The 17,257-nt window shown below is 36.5% G+C and carries 18 protein-coding genes; 5 read left to right on the top strand and 13 right to left on the bottom strand.

Translation table 11 applies throughout. The features are described from left to right. Positions 1-124: 124 nt before the first annotated feature. The 6 genes from yidD to ACN1CD_RS18870 form a co-directional block, all read right to left on the bottom strand. Entirely contained in the window at positions 125-355 is a 231-nt protein-coding gene (yidD, locus tag ACN1CD_RS18895) for a membrane protein insertion efficiency factor YidD (protein ID WP_320463018.1), read from the bottom strand. Continuing rightward, positions 339-737, bottom strand: a complete 399-nt coding sequence (locus ACN1CD_RS18890; protein WP_419131982.1) for a ribonuclease P protein component — start codon at positions 735-737, stop codon at positions 339-341. Before ACN1CD_RS18890 ends, yidD begins: the two co-directional genes overlap by 17 nt. Positions 738-801: 64 nt before the next feature. Continuing rightward, a complete protein-coding gene (gene rpmH, locus ACN1CD_RS18885) occupies positions 802-960 on the bottom strand; it encodes a 50S ribosomal protein L34 (protein WP_010601723.1) in 159 nt (52 codons plus the stop codon). 248 nt (positions 961-1,208) lie between these two features. Beyond that, complete coding sequence (locus ACN1CD_RS18880; RefSeq protein WP_419131981.1) at positions 1,209-1,943, bottom strand: LytR/AlgR family response regulator transcription factor; 735 nt, start codon at positions 1,941-1,943, stop codon at positions 1,209-1,211. Continuing rightward, a complete protein-coding gene (locus ACN1CD_RS18875; protein ID WP_419131980.1) occupies positions 1,921-2,982 on the bottom strand; it encodes a sensor histidine kinase in 1,062 nt (353 codons plus the stop codon). Before ACN1CD_RS18875 ends, ACN1CD_RS18880 begins: the two co-directional genes overlap by 23 nt. 143 nt (positions 2,983-3,125) lie before the next feature. Continuing rightward, a complete protein-coding gene (locus tag ACN1CD_RS18870) occupies positions 3,126-3,905 on the bottom strand; it encodes a LiaF transmembrane domain-containing protein (protein WP_419131979.1) in 780 nt (259 codons plus the stop codon). A gap of 133 nt (positions 3,906-4,038) precedes the next feature. Here ACN1CD_RS18870 and ACN1CD_RS18865 point away from each other — a divergent pair, with 133 nt between their 5' ends. Beyond that, a complete protein-coding gene (locus ACN1CD_RS18865) occupies positions 4,039-4,911 on the top strand; it encodes a ChaN family lipoprotein (protein ID WP_419131978.1) in 873 nt (290 codons plus the stop codon). Between the two features lie 444 nt (positions 4,912-5,355). On the opposite strand, the gene mscL is transcribed toward ACN1CD_RS18865, so the two are convergent. Next, positions 5,356-5,745, bottom strand: a complete 390-nt coding sequence (gene mscL, locus ACN1CD_RS18860) for a large-conductance mechanosensitive channel protein MscL (RefSeq protein ID WP_419131977.1) — start codon at positions 5,743-5,745, stop codon at positions 5,356-5,358. 158 nt (positions 5,746-5,903) lie between these two features. Between mscL and rpoN the strand changes: the two genes are divergently transcribed. Beyond that, positions 5,904-7,376, top strand: a complete 1,473-nt coding sequence (gene rpoN, locus ACN1CD_RS18855) for an RNA polymerase factor sigma-54 (RefSeq protein ID WP_419131976.1) — start codon at positions 5,904-5,906, stop codon at positions 7,374-7,376. A 129-nt stretch (positions 7,377-7,505) separates the two neighbouring features. Here rpoN and ACN1CD_RS18850 read toward each other — a convergent pair whose 3' ends face one another. From ACN1CD_RS18850 to ACN1CD_RS18830, 5 genes are all read right to left on the bottom strand, one after another. Further along, positions 7,506-8,516, bottom strand: coding sequence for a type IX secretion system membrane protein PorP/SprF (locus ACN1CD_RS18850; protein WP_419131975.1), 1,011 nt, complete (start codon positions 8,514-8,516; stop codon positions 7,506-7,508). 5 nt (positions 8,517-8,521) lie between these two features. Then, the gene (locus ACN1CD_RS18845; RefSeq protein ID WP_419131974.1) at positions 8,522-12,055 is read right to left on the bottom strand and encodes a PKD domain-containing protein; all 3,534 of its coding nucleotides are present in this window, start codon (positions 12,053-12,055) and stop codon (positions 8,522-8,524) included. A gap of 359 nt (positions 12,056-12,414) precedes the next feature. Further along, positions 12,415-12,627, bottom strand: a complete 213-nt coding sequence (locus tag ACN1CD_RS18840; protein WP_419131973.1) for a hypothetical protein — start codon at positions 12,625-12,627, stop codon at positions 12,415-12,417. A gap of 56 nt (positions 12,628-12,683) precedes the next feature. Beyond that, positions 12,684-12,824: a twin-arginine translocase TatA/TatE family subunit gene (gene tatA, locus ACN1CD_RS18835; RefSeq protein ID WP_419131972.1), complete on the bottom strand. Its 141-nt coding sequence runs from the start codon at positions 12,822-12,824 to the stop codon at positions 12,684-12,686. A 61-nt stretch (positions 12,825-12,885) separates the two neighbouring features. After that, positions 12,886-13,740, bottom strand: a complete 855-nt coding sequence (locus ACN1CD_RS18830) for an HD domain-containing protein (protein WP_419131971.1) — start codon at positions 13,738-13,740, stop codon at positions 12,886-12,888. 217 nt (positions 13,741-13,957) lie between these two features. Between ACN1CD_RS18830 and ACN1CD_RS18825 the strand changes: the two genes are divergently transcribed. Next, entirely contained in the window at positions 13,958-14,611 is a 654-nt protein-coding gene (locus ACN1CD_RS18825; RefSeq protein ID WP_419131970.1) for a TetR family transcriptional regulator C-terminal domain-containing protein, read from the top strand. 6 nt (positions 14,612-14,617) lie between these two features. After that, positions 14,618-15,922, top strand: coding sequence for an ABC1 kinase family protein (locus tag ACN1CD_RS18820; protein ID WP_419131969.1), 1,305 nt, complete (start codon positions 14,618-14,620; stop codon positions 15,920-15,922). Here the strand turns inward: ACN1CD_RS18820 and ACN1CD_RS18815 are convergent, their stop codons facing one another. Continuing rightward, positions 15,923-16,279, bottom strand: coding sequence for a response regulator (locus ACN1CD_RS18815; RefSeq protein WP_419131968.1), 357 nt, complete (start codon positions 16,277-16,279; stop codon positions 15,923-15,925). It lies immediately after the preceding gene. Positions 16,280-16,547: 268 nt separating this feature from the next. Here ACN1CD_RS18815 and ACN1CD_RS18810 point away from each other — a divergent pair, with 268 nt between their 5' ends. After that, entirely contained in the window at positions 16,548-17,150 is a 603-nt protein-coding gene (locus ACN1CD_RS18810) for a GIN domain-containing protein (RefSeq protein WP_419131967.1), read from the top strand. Positions 17,151-17,257 lie beyond the last annotated feature (107 nt).

The following is a 17,257-nucleotide window of genomic DNA, read 5'->3' as shown; positions in this document are numbered from 1 at the left end:
TCCGAAGTATATGAACCAATGATTAATCAATTAACTACGAAAAACATATTAATTTATAATTAGTCCGAAGTCGATAGTTCGGAGTCTATGAACCAATTAACTAATGACCAATGACTAATAAACCCTAAGGCACCGGATCATGTCCATGTTTCCCCCAGGGATGACAGCGACCAATTCTTTTCAAAGCCATCCAACCACCTTTAAACGGGCCATGTTTACGAATTGCTTCTATTCCATATTGCGAACAAGTTGGCGTAAACCTGCAATTGGCCCCAAGCATTGGAGAAATGGCATATTGATAAATCCTGATCAGACCGAGAAAAAACCAGCCGAAAAACTTATTGATGAATTTCATTGGGCTGAATTAAGGTTTGGAAACGCTTAAATGTAGCGACTAACTTTTTCTGGATAAAAGTAAATTCATATTTCTTCTTCCCCACAAACTGGATAGAGAAAAGCAACAAACCTTTATCGGTTGAGAGTTGATTATAAAATTCTGCTTGTTTATTTAAGCGATAAGCCTCGCGAATGCGGCGCTTAAGCAGATTACGATCTACTGCCCGTTTATATCTTTTCTTAGGAACATTGATCACCACCTGAGCTGGAACGCTTGCAAGCTCGTCAATAAATAGATAAGAGATGCGAAATGGGTATAATAAAAAAGAAGAACCGTTTTTAAACAGCAGATCTAAATGTTTTCTGCTGCATAACCGTTCTTCTTTCCTGAATGTGTACATATATTTTTGATTGATAATTGCAGATTTGCTCTGCCGATTCCGATTCCGGAAAAGCAATCAAAAATTATGCTTTATGCTTGCGTTCGTCAGAAACTGTTAATCTTTTTCTTCCTTTAGCACGACGTGATGCTAATACTCGTCTGCCGTTAGCTGTTGCCATTCTTTCGCGGAAGCCGTGTTTGTTTCTTCTCTTTCTTTGCGAAGGTTGGTATGTTCTTTTCATGACTGTATATTATCTTATTAATTTCAAAATTAAGAGGTGCAAATATAAAGTGATTTCTCTACAAATGCAAGAGTGTTTACTTTTTATTTTTTATTAGTATGCAAATATAATAATTCTACTTAAAATCAGCAGTAATCATACATTTTCTATTCCTAGCTGCAAACTTCTCGTGATTATTTGGGTGGAATAATATTTCTTTTTATGAATCCGATTAAATTAAATAAGACAATAAACACTGAATTATGTTCTTACAGCCCCAATGCAGCCTTCAGTTTAATGTAGCCAGTTTTGCTTACCGGCAACCATATATCTGATTTTAATAATACAATATAGCTGTCTTTCTCTTTCAATTCGATTTTAGTTACTTGTGCCAGATTGATAATATAAGAACGATGAATACGGATAAATTGAGTTGGATCTAAGGTTTGCTCAAAATAGGCCATCGTTTTATTCTTATAGAAAACGCCATCTAAAGTGTTCAACTTTACATAATCATCATCAGCTTCCAGGTAATTGATATCGCCCGTTGGGATAATTTTAATTACACCATCCTTTTTTACCACTACCCTATTGTTTTGCGCCGGACTTAATGCCGCTGCATCCAATACAGCTTCTGTATTCCCTTGCTGATTTAATCTGCCAGGAAGCTTTTTAATAGCGGCGTCAAACCTAGCTTTATCAATAGGTTTAAGTAAATAATCTACGGCGTTAACCTCAAAAGCCTTAATGGCATATTCATCAAAAGCGGTAGTGAAAATCACACCGGGTTTATCATCTACCAATTCCAGCATTTCAAAACCACTTATTTTAGGCATTTGAATATCAAGAAAAATAAGATCCGGCTTGTGTAAAGAAATGGCTTTTAACCCCTCAAAACCATCACAACATTCGGCAACAACTTCTATTTCAGGATGATCGTTCAGATAAAATTTAACAATATCTCTGGCTAAAGGTTCATCATCAATGAGTATCGTTCTGATCATTTTTTTGTGGAATTTTTAAGGTCGTAATATATAAATTATTTGCCTCAATTTCTGTCTGCAACAAATGTGGATTAGCAAATAACAGGTAAAGCCTGCGCTTTATTGCGCCCAATCCGAAACCTGTTCCACCGGCAGCTTTCATTTCCGGATCGAAAGGATTTTCTACCCTCAATAGGAGCAAATTATGTTCAAATGTTACATCAACCTTTATGGTAATCCCTGCAGATGTATTATAAAGACCAAATTTAATGGCATTTTCTACTATTGGTTGTAGCAAAGTACCAGGCAAACAGAGCTTTAATGTGTCTTCTGCAATATTTACCTCAATATTTAACCTGTGACTGAATCGTACCTTTTCAATATCCAGATACAGTTGAATGTATTCCATTTCTTCTTCTACAGTCACCCATAATTCGTCATCTCTTTTTAACGTACCCCGTAAAAATGAAGCCAATTTGGTGATCATTACACCGGCTTCCTTTGGGTTAATCATGGTGAGCGCAAACACAGAATTTAAACTATTAAAGAGAAAGTGTGGCTGCAACTGGTGCCTTAATTTATTTAATTCAGCCTCTTTTGCTAAGCCCTTAGCTGCAGAAAGGCGTTCATGTGTTTCGGTTTGTTCCTCCAGCCTATACCATAATATATTGGCTAATGCACACCATCCAAGGCACATAAAGGAGATTAGCCCTCTAAAAGCAAAAGAAAAATTATAAAAATCCTGATACTCTTTAAAATCGGCAAAAACATATAACATTGCATATTTAGCGATGTAAATAATAACAAATGTTAATGCCAGGGTAACGATCAGAACATACAAAATCCGTTCGTTTTTAGGCTGGTAATAGCCCAGCATATTGCTGATTCCTATGCATGCTGCAGCCAGTAAAACATTGTTTACAAGACTATCAGCGAAGGAAATCATCCAGGAGAAATTAATCACAAAATGCAACCCTATGGCGCACAGTATTATCCAGGCAACAGCAAAGCTGAGCGAGATCCTTTGTATCTGCGGGATAGAGAGTGGTCTGGTTGTCAAAGTAGTTTAGTTTAGGTATGAGTTTGTGTTGTTCAATCAGCATACGGGTTAAGATGAATTGGCTTTCATCTTTAACCCGTATGCTGTTAATTATTTATAGATTTATTATCAGCCAGTAGCTTTTAGCTGTAATTAATCTGTGTTTAAAAGCTCTTAATTTCAATTCCGCCAAACATTGCAGTTCCATTTAAAATTAAGGTTTTTTGAATTTCGCCAGGCGTTAAATGTGATCGTTTATCTTCTACACTGCCAAACATTGCGGTTACGTTAGATTTTATAGCCCAATGATGCGGAACAATCAACTTAACGCCTCCAAAAACTGCAGTAACTTCCAGACTGGCTGTTTCAGCGAAATCGGCTTGTGTCATGATTATATCGGCACCACCAAATACAGCAGAAATATCTCCGCCTCTGAAATTTTTAGAATAAACAGTCTGAGTGTTACCACCGAAAATTGCCACAACATCGATAATGTCATTTTCAAATGTACCTTTATCAGCTGCTTTAAATTCAACTCCCTCAGCATTGGTTGACAGTTGATCCTTAAACCGATCTTTCATTTTTTTCTTCATTTTGATGCCATTGCCGCCATTCGACCTGAAAATCAAAAAACCTCCAATAATGACCAGGCCTAACCCAAGTGCATATTTAGATAAATCCAAATCGAAGCCCATTCGATCTATGGTATTATAACTCCCGATCAATATCAGAATTAGCCAACTTATGCCTTTGAAATTCCGGCGAACGCCTATAAAAATCCCCAATACAATAAGCAGGCTCCAAAAGCTAAAGATCCAGTTTGGGATATCAAGCCCCATGTTGTCTAATAAAAAAGCGAGCCCGATGATGACGATAACCAAACCACCCAATGCCTTTCCTGAGTTTTTAATTTGATTATTTTCGTTATGATTGATGTTATCCATGTGTTTGCCGTATTTTAATAAGTAAAGATGTTTACAAATTATACGCTTATATAGGTCTATTCTATCAAAACTCGCAAAACAGCGGTGAATGGCTGAATTTTATCGGTGAAAAATATTTCCTAATTTAAGCCCCATGAAATATTTCCTGCTCGTGATAGCGATGACTCTTGCCATTGGCTTAAATGCACAAGACACTGGTAATCGGTATAAAATTTATGATGTTAAGAAACAAAAGCTAATCACTGTTGATGACATCGTTGCAGAGATGAAAAATGCAGATGTATTATTTTTCGGTGAAGAACATAATGATTCCATTGGCCATTCTCTGGAAACGGAAATCTTCAAAAAACTAAATCATGCCTATCCGGAACGGGTAGCACTCAGTATGGAAATGTTTCATACTGATATTCAGCCGGTGGTAAACGAATATTTAGCTGATGTAATCTCGGAGAAGAACTTTATAAAAGAAGGAAGAGCCTGGGAGAATTACAATGATTACAAGCCTTTGGTTGAATATGCCAAAACCAATAAATTACAAGTTATTGCGGCAAATGCAGCAGCACGATACAGCAATGCGGTGACTAAAAATGGCTTGGCTGTGCTAAATAATTTCCCAAAAACATCATCAAATTTTTTACCACCTTTATCCATTGATACAGCTACAGGCAGGTATTATGAAAAATTTACTGGCTTACTCGGCGGCCATGGAATGGGAACAATGAAAGTCTATCAAACTCAAAATTTCTGGGATGCAACCATGGCATGGTCCATTTCGAAATTTAACCAGGTAAATAAGGGCATAAAGATTTTTCATTTGAATGGCAGGTTTCACAGCGACGAAAAACTCGGTACGATTGCCAAGCTTAGGCAATATTCACCTCAACTAAAAATCCTGAATATTTCAGCTTTTGCTGATGAAGGTTTTGAAAAACCGGAATGGAATAAGTTTTCCGGCTTAGGTGATTATATTATCATCACAGATCCAACTGCTAAAAGAAGCTATTAACTCGGTTTCAATTATTATTTACTTTTTTTTCACCCCGGTCTGCGACCACCTCTCTGAAAGAGGAGAATTACGATCGCCCATCCCCTCCTTTTGACTATTCCGTAAAACCGATCTTCTGTACATAGTTTTTTATGCATCTTGCTAACTAACTTTAATAAAGTACAGGTTTCACCGAAGAGCACCGTCAATCCCAAGGGCCGGGAAAATCAAAAAAACACTTGCACAATAGAACACATCGCACTAACAAACCTTAAACGCAGTGGTTTTGTGTTCATAGAAGCAGATTCAAAGCTTTAAAGTGTATTGAACGTAAAACAAAATGTCACTGTTTTTTTGATGCGTATGGGGTGATGTAAAAGGCCCCTTGCCGAATTGACAAAGCGCTTTGGGTACTTTGGCGATCCAAAGTACCATGCCCCAGCGACAAAGAGCGGGTAAAAAAAATTATGCTTTTGCCTTTAACAAATCTCTGATTTCTGCTAAAAGAATTTCTTCTTTAGTTGGAACTGGTGGTGCAGCAGCAGCAACGGCTTCTTTTTTCTTTAAGTTATTTGCTCCCTTAATAATCAGGAATAAAACCAATGCAACGATAATAAATGTGATCACTTGCGACAAAAAATTACCATATTTAATTGCCGTACCGGCGATGGTCAGCTTACTTAAATCTTCGAGACCAGCCGCTTTTAATGCCGGACCTAATACAGCCGGAGTAATAATATCTTCAACTAAGGAGCTTACAATCTTCCCGAATGCAGCACCAATAATTACACCGACAGCTAAATCGAGAACATTTCCCTTAACTGCAAAATCTTTGAATTCTTTTACAAAGGCCATAAAGTTTGTTTTAGTTATTTAATCACTAAAGTAACAAACATTAAACTCAATACAAACGATTAGCGATAATTAAATAAGCAATCGAAGGCATTTGGAAGTAATTCCATAAAATATCTGAAAGGATTTGTTTATTTTTGTCGCCCATTCTATTATATAATATGCTAAAGCAACACCTACAACAAAAATTACTACAGAAGTTATCACCCCAACAAATTCAATTCATCAAATTGTTGCAAGTGCCAACTGTTGCTTTAGATACCAGAATTAAAGAAGAACTCGAAGAAAACCCTGCATTGGAAGATCCTAGCTTAATGACTCAGGAAGAACCAAAGGGAGAATATGACGATCTGAACGACGGACCTGAAGAATTTGAAGGACCAGCTGAAGATAACAGTATGGACGAGTTTAACGTTGATGACTACCTGCAAGATGATAGCACCAACGATTACAGTACCAATTATAATAATAGTGATGATGATGAAGAGAAAAAAGAAACTCCCATTGCCATTGAAAGTACTTTTTTCGAAAGCCTTCAGGAACAGTTAGATCTGGTTCCGCTATCGGATCAGGATTTTATTATAGGCAAGCAAATTATTGGAAGTTTAGATGATGACGGCTATTTACGTCGCCCGCTCGGCTCTATGATTGATGATCTGGCCTTCTCGCAAAATGTGATGGTGGAAGAGGAAGACGTTTTGGAGATGTTGAAGCTAATTCAAAGTTTTGACCCTCCGGGCATAGGTGCCAGAGATTTAAAAGAATGCTTGCTCATTCAACTTAAAAGGAAAGACTCTAATAATCCGATTATTGTTAAAGCAATGAACGTTGTAGAGAACTATCTGGATGAATTTACACGCAAACATTACGATAAACTCGAAAAAAGTCTTGGTTTAGATAGTGAAGAATTAAAGGAAGTAGTGAACGAGATTCTTCGTTTAAATCCTAAACCAGGTGATGCCAATCAGGTAACCACCAAACAGATGCAAATTATTCCTGATTTTCACATCAGCAATAATGATGGCGTTCTGATTTTAACCTTAAATTCTAAAAATGCACCTGAACTTAAGGTAAGTCGCTCTTACCAGGAAATGTTTGAGCATTATGATAAAGCATCTTCGAGAGATAAAAAACTTAAAGAAGCTGTTCAGTTTGTAAAGCAGAAATTAGATTCCGCCAAATGGTTTATCGATGCGATTAAGCAACGGCAACAAACTTTGCTTAAAACAATGAATGCCATTATGCACTATCAGTACGAATATTTTTTAACGGCTGATGAACGCAAAATGCGTCCGATGATTCTTAAGGATATTGCCGATAAAATTGATATGGATATCTCTACGGTATCCAGGGTGGCTAACTCAAAATACGTGCAAACGGAGTTCGGTACCTATTTACTTAAATCATTCTTCTCTGAAGCCATCCAAACTGAAAATGGCGAAGAAGTATCCAATAAAGAAGTTAAAAAGATTCTTGAAGATTGTATTGGAAATGAAGATAAACGTAAACCTTTAGCTGATGAAAAACTGACTGAAATTTTAAAAGAACGTGGTTACAATATTGCCAGAAGAACAGTAGCCAAATACCGTGAGCAAATGAATATTCCGGTTGCGAGGTTGAGAAAAGAATTGTAGGTGGTTGGTTAGTTAGTTAGTTGGTTGGTTTTTTGGTTGGTTGGTTAGTTGCTTAGTAAAAAATAGTTTCTCAAACAACCAAAAACCTATTCCCAAACAACCAAAAACCCATTTCCCAAACAACCAACATCACCACATTTTAATGTATGATGGAACTTTGTAGATATTATTCAGTAATATCCCCAGCACAATTTCATGGCTTCCATTACTCACCTGATTAAGTTCGGATGTTGTAAAATCATATGAATAAGTGAGGTTAACCATTTTGCCAACATTAAATCCTGCCAAAGCAGAAAAGGAATCATTTTTTCTATAACTGCCACCAAGCCAGAGCTTATCTTTAAATGCCAGTTTAATATTTAAATCAAGAGCAGTGGGCGATGGTTTAACATACTTTACCATCACCGATGGAATCACGGCAATCTCTTCATCAACAAAAAATTTATAACCCGCTGTTGCAAAAAAATGGGGAACTTCCTTCCCTTGATTATATTGATTATCTGCAGAAAAGCTTAACTTTTGGGGCAAGATCTGTTGCGCTGATAAACCTGCGAATAGCCTTGCTCCATAAAGCCACAGCCCAAGACTTAAATCAGGTTTTATTTGATTAACCAAGGCTCTGGAAAGTGCAGGATCATATGGCGTATCAAAAGATAAAGCATTAACATCCAGAGAAATACTTGAAATACCAGCAGCAACGCCAGCAGATAAATTGAAATTATTACTAAGTTGTATATGATAAGCGTAAGTTAAATTGGCATCCAACCGCTTTAACGGGCCAGTTTTATCTAATACGGCTGTAACACCCATACCATGATGCGATGGAGAAGACATATAATTTTGCATATAATTCCGATCCATCGGATTCCCCGTTTGCTCCGGAAAAGAAGTTAGCGCATTACTCCATAACTGACGATCACCTAAAGCCCAGTTTGCAGAAACGAAGGATGTTTGTGGCGCATCTGCTATCCCCGACCACTGCTTCCGGTAACCTCCTTTAAAATCAACATAGTTTTCTATCCCGGAAAGTGCGGGGTTTAGTAAATACTGGTTAAAAATATATTGCGTGTATTGCGGCTTTTGCTGTGCAAATACCTGACCTGACATAAGTAAAACGAAAACAAGTAAATACTTTTTCAATTGGCTTATCTGATTATAGTGAGCGGTCCGGTAATTGTTTTTCTTCCATTCCCAGGATTTATAATATAGTAGTAAACGCCAACAGGTAGCGGCTCATTCTGGAAATTGCCATCAAACGGATTCTGATAGCCATTACTGGAGAAAACCTTATTTCCATTTCTATTAAATACTGTTACTGTTGCCTTAGGATAGCTTTCTATGTATTTAATATTCCAAACATCATTTACATTATCTCCATTCGGGGTAAAGGAATTTGGTGGTATTAGCACCTGTAATACTTTAACCAATACTTTTGTTCTTGCTTCGCAACCACTTGGATTTGCAATAACGGTTAAAGTATATTCAGTATCTTCATTAGGGCTTGCCACTGGATTTAGAATTTTATCATTATTTAAGGCCAATGCCGGACTCCATCGATAGGTTAAATTTTCACCGTTCGCAACAGCAGGAAGCTTTATCTCCCCTCCTGCCAACATAAAAACTGTCGATTCAGCATTAGCATCGGGTGATTCACTAACCATAATGCTGCTTGTAATGGATGATGAACAACCATTATCTGCCACAAAGGTATAAGTGATGTTGTGCGAACCCACTCCTGCTAATTTGGGATTAAAAGTTCCGTTAGCACTCAGCCAGTTTCCATTACTCGAATAAATGCCGCCATCGCCGGCAATTCCTGAAGTCTCATGAAACTGGTTAAAATTTACATTTCCATCGTTCTCACAAACTGGTGCAATTGCATCAACTGTTAATATCGGTGCAGCTTTTAAAGTAATTATTTTAGAGACCTCTTTAAAACATACTATACCCGAATAAGCAATGAGTTTAATTGTAACTTCATTATCAACTGAAACATCTAAGCCATTGTAATTTAAAATAATGTCATCAGCAGTTGGGTGATCTATGGTGATTTTATTAGTGGGCTCATTAACAACATTTTTATAAACCTCTATTTTAGTGATCTGGCCACTAAATGCAGTAGATAAATTATTAATGATTACATCTGATCCGTTGCAAAGCATACCTTGATTTTGAATGGCAAAATCTGCCGTTTGTACTTGCCCGTTCAAGGTGAAAGACTGTGTTATTGAAACTTCACAACCATCCTGATTTCTAATTTTCAAGGTTACCTGATAAACACCAGGAGTAGAATACGAATGTGCTCCGTTTACAGCGGAAGAAATATTATTAGCCGAAATGTTATCACCAAAATTCCATTCATAGCTCAGGCCATTCGCTGTATTATCCAGGTTTCTGGATTGGTTGATAAATGTTGCTACCCGATCATCAAAACACACCGCAGGCAAAAGAAAGTCTGCTATTGGTAAGGCATTAATGGTAATTGATTCAATAGCTGATGTTGTTGCGCACCCAAGATCAGAAGTTGTGGTTAGCTTAACTGAAAACGTTCCTACCTGCGAGAACTGATGTATAAAGGGGGCACTTGATAAACGCACTTCGGGAGTTGAACCATCACCAAAATCCCATTCCCACTTCACAATTTGTGATGAGGCCGTTGATGAGCGGCTAATGGTCGATTGATCTGTAAATAAAATATCGGTATTTACACAACTGATATTACGCGATATCGTAAATGCTGCAACGGGCAAAGGATTTACATGAACTGTTTTTATCGCAGCCACGTCAGACCAACAGCCATCAACTGATTTTACCAGTAGTTTAACTGCATAATCCCCTTCTGCAGCATATTGATGTTTAGGATTTTTTTCATCTACGGTCGCAGTACCATCGCCAAAATCCCATATCCAATTGGAAATCACTACACCACTTGGATCTGCTTTACTTGTAAAATTAAGATCATCATTAGCACATGTTGCCATGGTATTTATCTCAAAATCAGCGATAGGTAGATTGAGAACATTAAAAATGTAGGTAAGATTAGGGTCTATGATGGTGCAGGCAGTGCTTGTAGCAGGATTTGCCTGCAAATCAATGGTATGCGTTCCACTGGTAGCATAAGCCAGTTCAAAAGGTGAATTATATACATACTGAAAAGTTCCATCAGCCAACTGCTTTTCTTCTAACAGCTCCAGGTGTGATACTGGCGTTGCACTGTCTAAGCTCCAGACAATGGCATTGGGCTGATACGGCAATGTAATTTTAAACTTAGATAATACACCAACGCAACCATTAGCACTTTCATTATTGTTATTACTATTTACAACAGTTAAAAAATTATTAGCGGCCAGATTAGTGCCGGCTGAATAAGCGTACGACTCCGTGATGCCATAACCATAGGCAATAGCATTGAATCCTTCGTCTGCGGATAAGGACAAGGATAAGCTATTAGCAGAAATCGGGATTTGTGCAAAAGAATACAGCGGGTTTCCTGTTAAAGGTGTCCAGGTAACAGAAGGGGCAGTTCCGTTAATTTTAAAGGAAGAAGTCTTATTTGTTTTGATTAAAATATTTAGAAATCGCTGATTAATCCGTCGTTTATCGGCAGAAAAAATGGTGATGTTGTTTACGATGAACTCAACAGGATTTAACAATACCATATCCGGATCTCCAAATTCTGCTGCTCCGCCAGCGCTTGATGCACATCCTACACTAAACATATATTGACTTAGCATGATGTTCTTGTCAGCAGTAATAAACGCTGCATTATTCATCCTTATTGAAGAATAAAAATCGCCAGCATTTAGCAACGTTGCTACTAAAACTCCATCCTGATAGATTTTCGTATTTGACTCCACTGCTATCGCCCGATATAAATAAGACTGCCCGGAAAAAGGAACTATACCGTATGATTTGCCTAAACTTGATAGCGGATAAAGTTGCTGATAGAGTGGATCGGAACTTGTCATTCGCACGGAACAATCTGCAATACTGACATTAGACGAACCCGAAAAGGCAGCAAAGCGGTTACATGACGCTGCAGATGAAGGATCTACATAAACGGATACGCCAGTTAAATCACTTCCGCCGGAAGTATATTCGTATACATCTCCGGCATTCAATTCAGGCAGGTCTATTTCCGTATCGTCTTTTTTTCGAAGCTTCAATTTTGTATTGTCGGATACTGCAACTATGGCTAAATAATTTTGTCCCGAATTGTTGGAATTGTCTGTACTTTGTGTAAAGTTTACCGAAAAGTATTTCTGCCCTAATGCTACGAAAGGCAAAATTAAGGAAGCTGCAGAGCGATTTCCGGCGTAAATGTGTGCATAAGCAGAAACTTTTGGCTTTCCTGGAGTAACTACGATATGTATTCCCCTATTAATTAATTTGGTATCAGTAACATCTACATAAGAAGCTGCCCGATCCACCGGAATTTCGACAGAAGTGTTGGCAGGAATAGCAATAACACCAGAACTAAAACTGCCGCATGTAACGGTAACTTCCGTATCATATTTAGAAGTGACGAAAACATTTAAATTCGCAACTTCATTTCCACTTTGCACATGGGTTGGAAAAACAGCCCAGAAATCTGTTCCTTCATTGGAAACGTTCTGAGATTTAGCAAAAAAGGAAATAGACAATATTAGAATAACAGCCAATATAAAACCCTTATTCATGCCTGTTAAATAATTGAGAATCGCTGTACATTTGCTGGTTAATAGAAATGCAATATACTATTTATCAGGCACAACGAAAGTAAGTTCGCAAAATTTAACAAAATTCGAGAAAATGTATCAGATACCTCAACCAAAAGTGAATTTATAGGAATAAGTTTTTCGTTGGTGAGACACCAACCGATAGGAATTGGATAAGATAAAAACCAGTAAAAAGTTACTAACTCTAATGATAATTGCGCCTGTAGAGTTTTTTTCGGTTAGTGAAATACCAAACGATAGAAAATACCAAACGAACAGATTTGATATTCTGCTTTAAGTGAGTATAAGGTAATTTTAAATATAAACTAAAATAAGAATATTCAGTCGCTGGTCTGATCAGACTGATCACCACTGCCTACCTGATCTGAAAAATCTTTCGCACGTTCATCAGCATCAGTGTCGCCTTGTTTTTGCGGCTCTAAATTTTCATCCAAACGATCGTTCCAGTCATTTAATCCTTTGGCAGGATCATTTTGAGCTTGCTCTACAAATGCTGATTTAGTTTTTTCCTGACCTTGTTTTTGATTTTCCATTTTATATTGATTTAAAAAGAAAACAGCCCAAAGAATGGAAAGGTTTTATATGAAAGTTATTTCTTAGCAGTCTCGTCTTTTGCTTCTTTAAATTCCTTAACACTTCTTCCAATTCCACGCATCAACTCTGGCAGTTTCTTGCCTCCAAATATTAGTAAAATTACCACTCCGATTAAAATGATCTCTATAGCCGACATAAGTTACTTTTTTACAATATACGTTAAAATAGAAGATAATGTTTTCCAAACGTAAATTAACTTAAATCGAAAGAACCTTTAATGTCCTGTTTTTTATTTGGGGGACTTTGCCGTGGCGGATATATTCATTAAATCCGCGCAATTGTTTGATCGATTTAATTGCTTCGTAACCCTCAAAGTTTGTTCTGATTTTATTTAGCAACAATGTATCTGTTTTAAACATATCACTTTCAATCAGCAATCCCTTACTTAAAAAACGTTTTATTAATTCAGCCATTTTTCCATTGGCATATAAATGAACAGGGCGTTTGAACACCTCATTGATTAATTTTTCGAATGTCTCATTAATCCAGGTGGCCTCAAGGTCTTGATTAACTGCAATTTTTCCATCGCTCAACACTACCGAATTTAAGAACTGTTTGGCACGTTGCCTGGAGATTACCCTACCATGAATACCATCCCGTAAGGTATAATCTAATCTATCGGCACAGAGTAATGGCATGGGTTGCTCTAAAATATTAAAAGTACCATGAATAATCTCACTGATGTTAAAACCGTATTTTAGTAAAACATCAGGAATCTGCGAGTTATAAATAATCTCTGCAAAAACCTTTTCATGATAATCTTCCTCTACATGATCAAACACGTAATCGCCAACATGAGAAAAAGCGGTATGCGAAACATCATGTAGTAAGCCTGCAATCTGCTCCAATACTGATCCTCCTAATTTTTTGATTAGCATAGCCACTCCAATAGCATGTTCTAAACGCGAATGGCAAATATCCGGATTAACCAAAAAAATTGCTCCGCTTTGGTGAATGCCGCCTAAACGTTTCAAGGCATCAGTTTCCAGTAGCGCGGCGAATACTTCCGGAAATTCCATTTTACCATATAAAAAATCGTCTAGCTGAATCATATCATTGCGAATTAAAAGAAGCCCACAATTATACTAATATTTTTAGTTAAATAACTAAAATAGATTTCAAAAATGCACCACATTTAACTAAATAAGTTAGCTAAAAACTAACTTTCAAATATTTTGAAAGCATTTATTACAAATTTATGATTTACAATTACGGCTCCTTAAAAACAAGCGAATCAATAAAACGTTATCATTGTAAATAAACACGCATATGGCAACCGCTCAGCAAATTAGAAAAGCATATATAGATTATGTTTTAACCAATAATGAAAAACCGAAAACGGTGTATAGTTTTGTGAAAAAACTAAAAATAACAGAAGCAGATTTTTATCAATTTCATTCTTCTTTTGAAAGCATTGAGAAAGCCATCTGGTTTGAGCTTACTTTCGAAACCATTAGCAGAATAAAGGAACAGGAAGTATGGCTTCAATATACTTCGAGAGAAAAAATGCTTTCCTTCTTTTACAGCTATTTAGAAAATTTAAAGAATGAGCGCAGTTTTGTGATCTATAGTTTAAAAAATTACCGTGGCAAATTCTCTACGCCCGATGTTCTTTCTGGTGTTAAGCCAATTTTCGAAAATTTTGCTCAAGAAATTATCGATGACGGCCTGGAGAGCGGTGAACTGGCAGAACGTAAGTTTTTAACCAAACGGTATAAAGATGCCCTTTGGATTCAGTTTGCATTTATTGTTAACTTCTGGATCAACGATGATAGCGATGGATTTGAAAAAAGTGATGAAGCCATCGAAAAAGGAATTAACGTAACCTTCGATCTTTTTCAGCATTCGCCAATTGATAACCTGATAGATTACGGAAAGTTTTTATCAAGAAACGGGAAGTTTAAAGAAAATATGGGGCTTTAATTATTAATGAAGACACAACAGAGTATTCCAACCACTAAAGTAGAGCGCTCCGCAAAATTTGTTAAAACAGGTTTTCAGATCGGGGGCAATTACATTAAGCATTATTCTAAAAAACTCTTTAATCCGGGTATGGATAGAGATCAGTTGAATGAAGATAATGCTACTGATATTTATAAATCATTAAGTGAGCTTAAAGGTAGTGCTTTAAAAATTGCGCAGATGTTGAGCATGGATAAGAACATCCTGCCAAAATCTTATGTAGATAAGTTTACACAATCGCAATACAATGCACCTCCCCTTTCCGGACCATTAATTGTACGTACGTTTACCAAGAATTTTGGTAAAACGCCAGAACAGATTTATGATACCTTTAATCTTTCTTCCAGTAACGCGGCCTCAATCGGGCAAGTACATCAGGCTACGCTTAAAGGTAAAAAGCTTGCCATTAAAATTCAATATCCAGGCGTAGGCGATAGCATTTCATCAGATTTAAAACTGGTAAAGCCATTTGCATTCCGATTACTGGGGATGTCTGAAAGAGAACTCAATATCTATATCAAGGAAGTTGAAGAACGATTATTGGAAGAAACAGATTATGAGTTGGAGGTGAAAAGATCGATACAGTTTTCTGAAGACTGTAAGAATCTTGATCATGTCGTTTTTCCAAAATACTATCCGGACTTATCTGGAAAACGGATCATTACGATGGATTGGCTGGATGGATTACACTTAAAAGAATTTTTAAAAACTAACCCGTCTCAGGAATTAAGAAACAAAATCGGCCAGGCACTCTGGGATTTTTATAATTTTCAGCAACATGAGCTAAGGGCTGTTCATGCAGATCCTCATCCTGGAAACTTTATGATTACGCCAAATGAAGATTTAGGCGTGATTGATTTTGGTTGTATTAAAGAGTTACCAAACGATTTTTATTATCCTTTCTTCTCCCTAATCTCTACCGATGTGATTAATGATAAGAGCAAAACCATTGATGCTTTCAGAAAGCTTGATATGATTCATCACGATGATACAGAAGATCAGGTTGAATTTTATTATAAAGCTTACAGGGAAATGATCAGCCTTTTTGCTAAACCCTATATCAGCAAGGTTTTTGACTTTAGCAAAACTGAATTTTTTGAACAACTCTATATCTATGGAGAGAAAATTTCAAAAATGCCCGAATTTAAGCAAGCCAGAGGGGTTAAACATTTTATTTATGTAAACCGTACAAATTTTGGTTTGTATCAAATTTTACATGAACTGAAGGCGGTTGTAAATACTGATACTTATGAACCTACTTTAAACAGATAATTAACTGTTTTTCTTCACCACATTAATCATATGATCAATGTCAAATGGTTTTTCGATATAGTCATCTGCCTTGCACTCTTCAGCTTGCTGAGGCAATTTATTAGATGTAGAAGTTAATACAGCAGATACGTCTTCCGTTTCAGGATCAGATTTTAATTCTTTAATTACTTCTGATCCTCTTTTATCCCCTTTAATGTGATCATCTACGATAACCACATCTGGCTCAATCTCATCAATCCGATCTACCGGATCAGTTGTTAACGATGCCGTAACATCAAAACCTTCTTCTTCCAATACCTGGTCCATTATTTCCAGGATTTCTTTATTGTCCTGAACTAGCACAACCTTTTTCTTCATATCAGTATTTAGAATATTATGGTTTAAAGATAAGAAAAAGAATAATTCAATAGCCGAATTGAAAAGATTTTACATTGGGTTCAAAAAAGGTTTCATGCTTTCGTCTTCAATTAATGCCCGTTGGTCGAACATTTTAAGTAAATGGTATAAAAAGATGATACTGCTTGCAACATTTTCCAAGTAGTTACGTCTTATCTACAGAACAACAAAAAAAGACATAAACAATTAAATAACAATTAGTTAACATTCAGTTATTAAATAAAAAATCATGAAAACTTCCATCAAAACCCTAATCGCAACTTCATTAACAGCAATCATTTTATCTACAGGTGTATTTGCTACAAGTGCTTCTGCAGCTTCAGTTAATCCGTTAGCAATCTCCGCTGTTAGAGGCTTCAAAAAGGTATCAGTAAGCGGAAACGTTGAAGTTACTTTGATTCAAAGATCTGCAACCGGCGTTGCTTATACAGAAGATAATGTTGGAACTGCAAAAATTACACAAGAAGGTGATATGCTTCGCATTACAACTACCAACGGAACAACAGCCAAGGTAATTGTTTACGTAGACAATATTTACAGAATTCAGGCAACCGAAAATTCTATTGTTAAAACTGAAGGAAAATTAATCTCTCAATATCTTCAAATCTTTTTAAAAGGAAATGCACATGCAGAAATCAATACTACAACAGAAGGTTTATACACAGTGATTGAAGATCAGGCAGACCTAAAATTAAGCGGTTCTACTGATAGCCACACTTTGGTAATGGGGAAAGATCAAAAATTAACAATGGATAAATTTGCCGCTTTAAAAACAAGCATGAGTTCGGTTGAAATTAAAGCAGTAGAAAAAGAGATTGCATCGAATAACTAATTATTAACACACACAAATGGTTAAGGCTTTCTGATAAACAGAAGGCCTTTTATTTTTTACACATTTTTTAACTTCAGTATTTCTTCAGAATCGACATCTATCTTGCA

It is taken from the genome of Pedobacter sp. N23S346 (assembly GCF_048515415.1).
Classification (GTDB): domain Bacteria; phylum Bacteroidota; class Bacteroidia; order Sphingobacteriales; family Sphingobacteriaceae; genus Pedobacter.
This window is presented reverse-complemented; position numbering and strand designations above follow the sequence as displayed.

Excerpts from the sequence above, each read along its gene's own strand:
- yidD (WP_320463018.1), bottom strand. The coding sequence starts at position 355 with ATGAAATTCATCAATAAGTTTTTCGGCTGGTTTTTTCTCGGTCTGATC.
- ACN1CD_RS18890 (WP_419131982.1), bottom strand. The coding sequence starts at position 737 with ATGTACACATTCAGGAAAGAAGAACGGTTATGCAGCAGAAAACATTTA.
- rpmH (WP_010601723.1), bottom strand. The coding sequence starts at position 960 with ATGAAAAGAACATACCAACCTTCGCAAAGAAAGAGAAGAAACAAACAC.
- ACN1CD_RS18880 (WP_419131981.1), bottom strand. The coding sequence starts at position 1,943 with ATGATCAGAACGATACTCATTGATGATGAACCTTTAGCCAGAGATATT.
- ACN1CD_RS18870 (WP_419131979.1), bottom strand. The coding sequence starts at position 3,905 with ATGGATAACATCAATCATAACGAAAATAATCAAATTAAAAACTCAGGA.
- ACN1CD_RS18865 (WP_419131978.1), top strand. The coding sequence starts at position 4,039 with ATGAAATATTTCCTGCTCGTGATAGCGATGACTCTTGCCATTGGCTTA.
- mscL (WP_419131977.1), bottom strand. The coding sequence starts at position 5,745 with ATGGCCTTTGTAAAAGAATTCAAAGATTTTGCAGTTAAGGGAAATGTT.
- rpoN (WP_419131976.1), top strand. The coding sequence starts at position 5,904 with ATGCTAAAGCAACACCTACAACAAAAATTACTACAGAAGTTATCACCC.
- ACN1CD_RS18845 (WP_419131974.1), bottom strand. The coding sequence starts at position 12,055 with ATGAATAAGGGTTTTATATTGGCTGTTATTCTAATATTGTCTATTTCC.
- ACN1CD_RS18840 (WP_419131973.1), bottom strand. The coding sequence starts at position 12,627 with ATGGAAAATCAAAAACAAGGTCAGGAAAAAACTAAATCAGCATTTGTA.
- tatA (WP_419131972.1), bottom strand. The coding sequence starts at position 12,824 with ATGTCGGCTATAGAGATCATTTTAATCGGAGTGGTAATTTTACTAATA.
- ACN1CD_RS18830 (WP_419131971.1), bottom strand. The coding sequence starts at position 13,740 with ATGATTCAGCTAGACGATTTTTTATATGGTAAAATGGAATTTCCGGAA.
- ACN1CD_RS18825 (WP_419131970.1), top strand. The coding sequence starts at position 13,958 with ATGGCAACCGCTCAGCAAATTAGAAAAGCATATATAGATTATGTTTTA.
- ACN1CD_RS18820 (WP_419131969.1), top strand. The coding sequence starts at position 14,618 with ATGAAGACACAACAGAGTATTCCAACCACTAAAGTAGAGCGCTCCGCA.
- ACN1CD_RS18815 (WP_419131968.1), bottom strand. The coding sequence starts at position 16,279 with ATGAAGAAAAAGGTTGTGCTAGTTCAGGACAATAAAGAAATCCTGGAA.
- ACN1CD_RS18810 (WP_419131967.1), top strand. The coding sequence starts at position 16,548 with ATGAAAACTTCCATCAAAACCCTAATCGCAACTTCATTAACAGCAATC.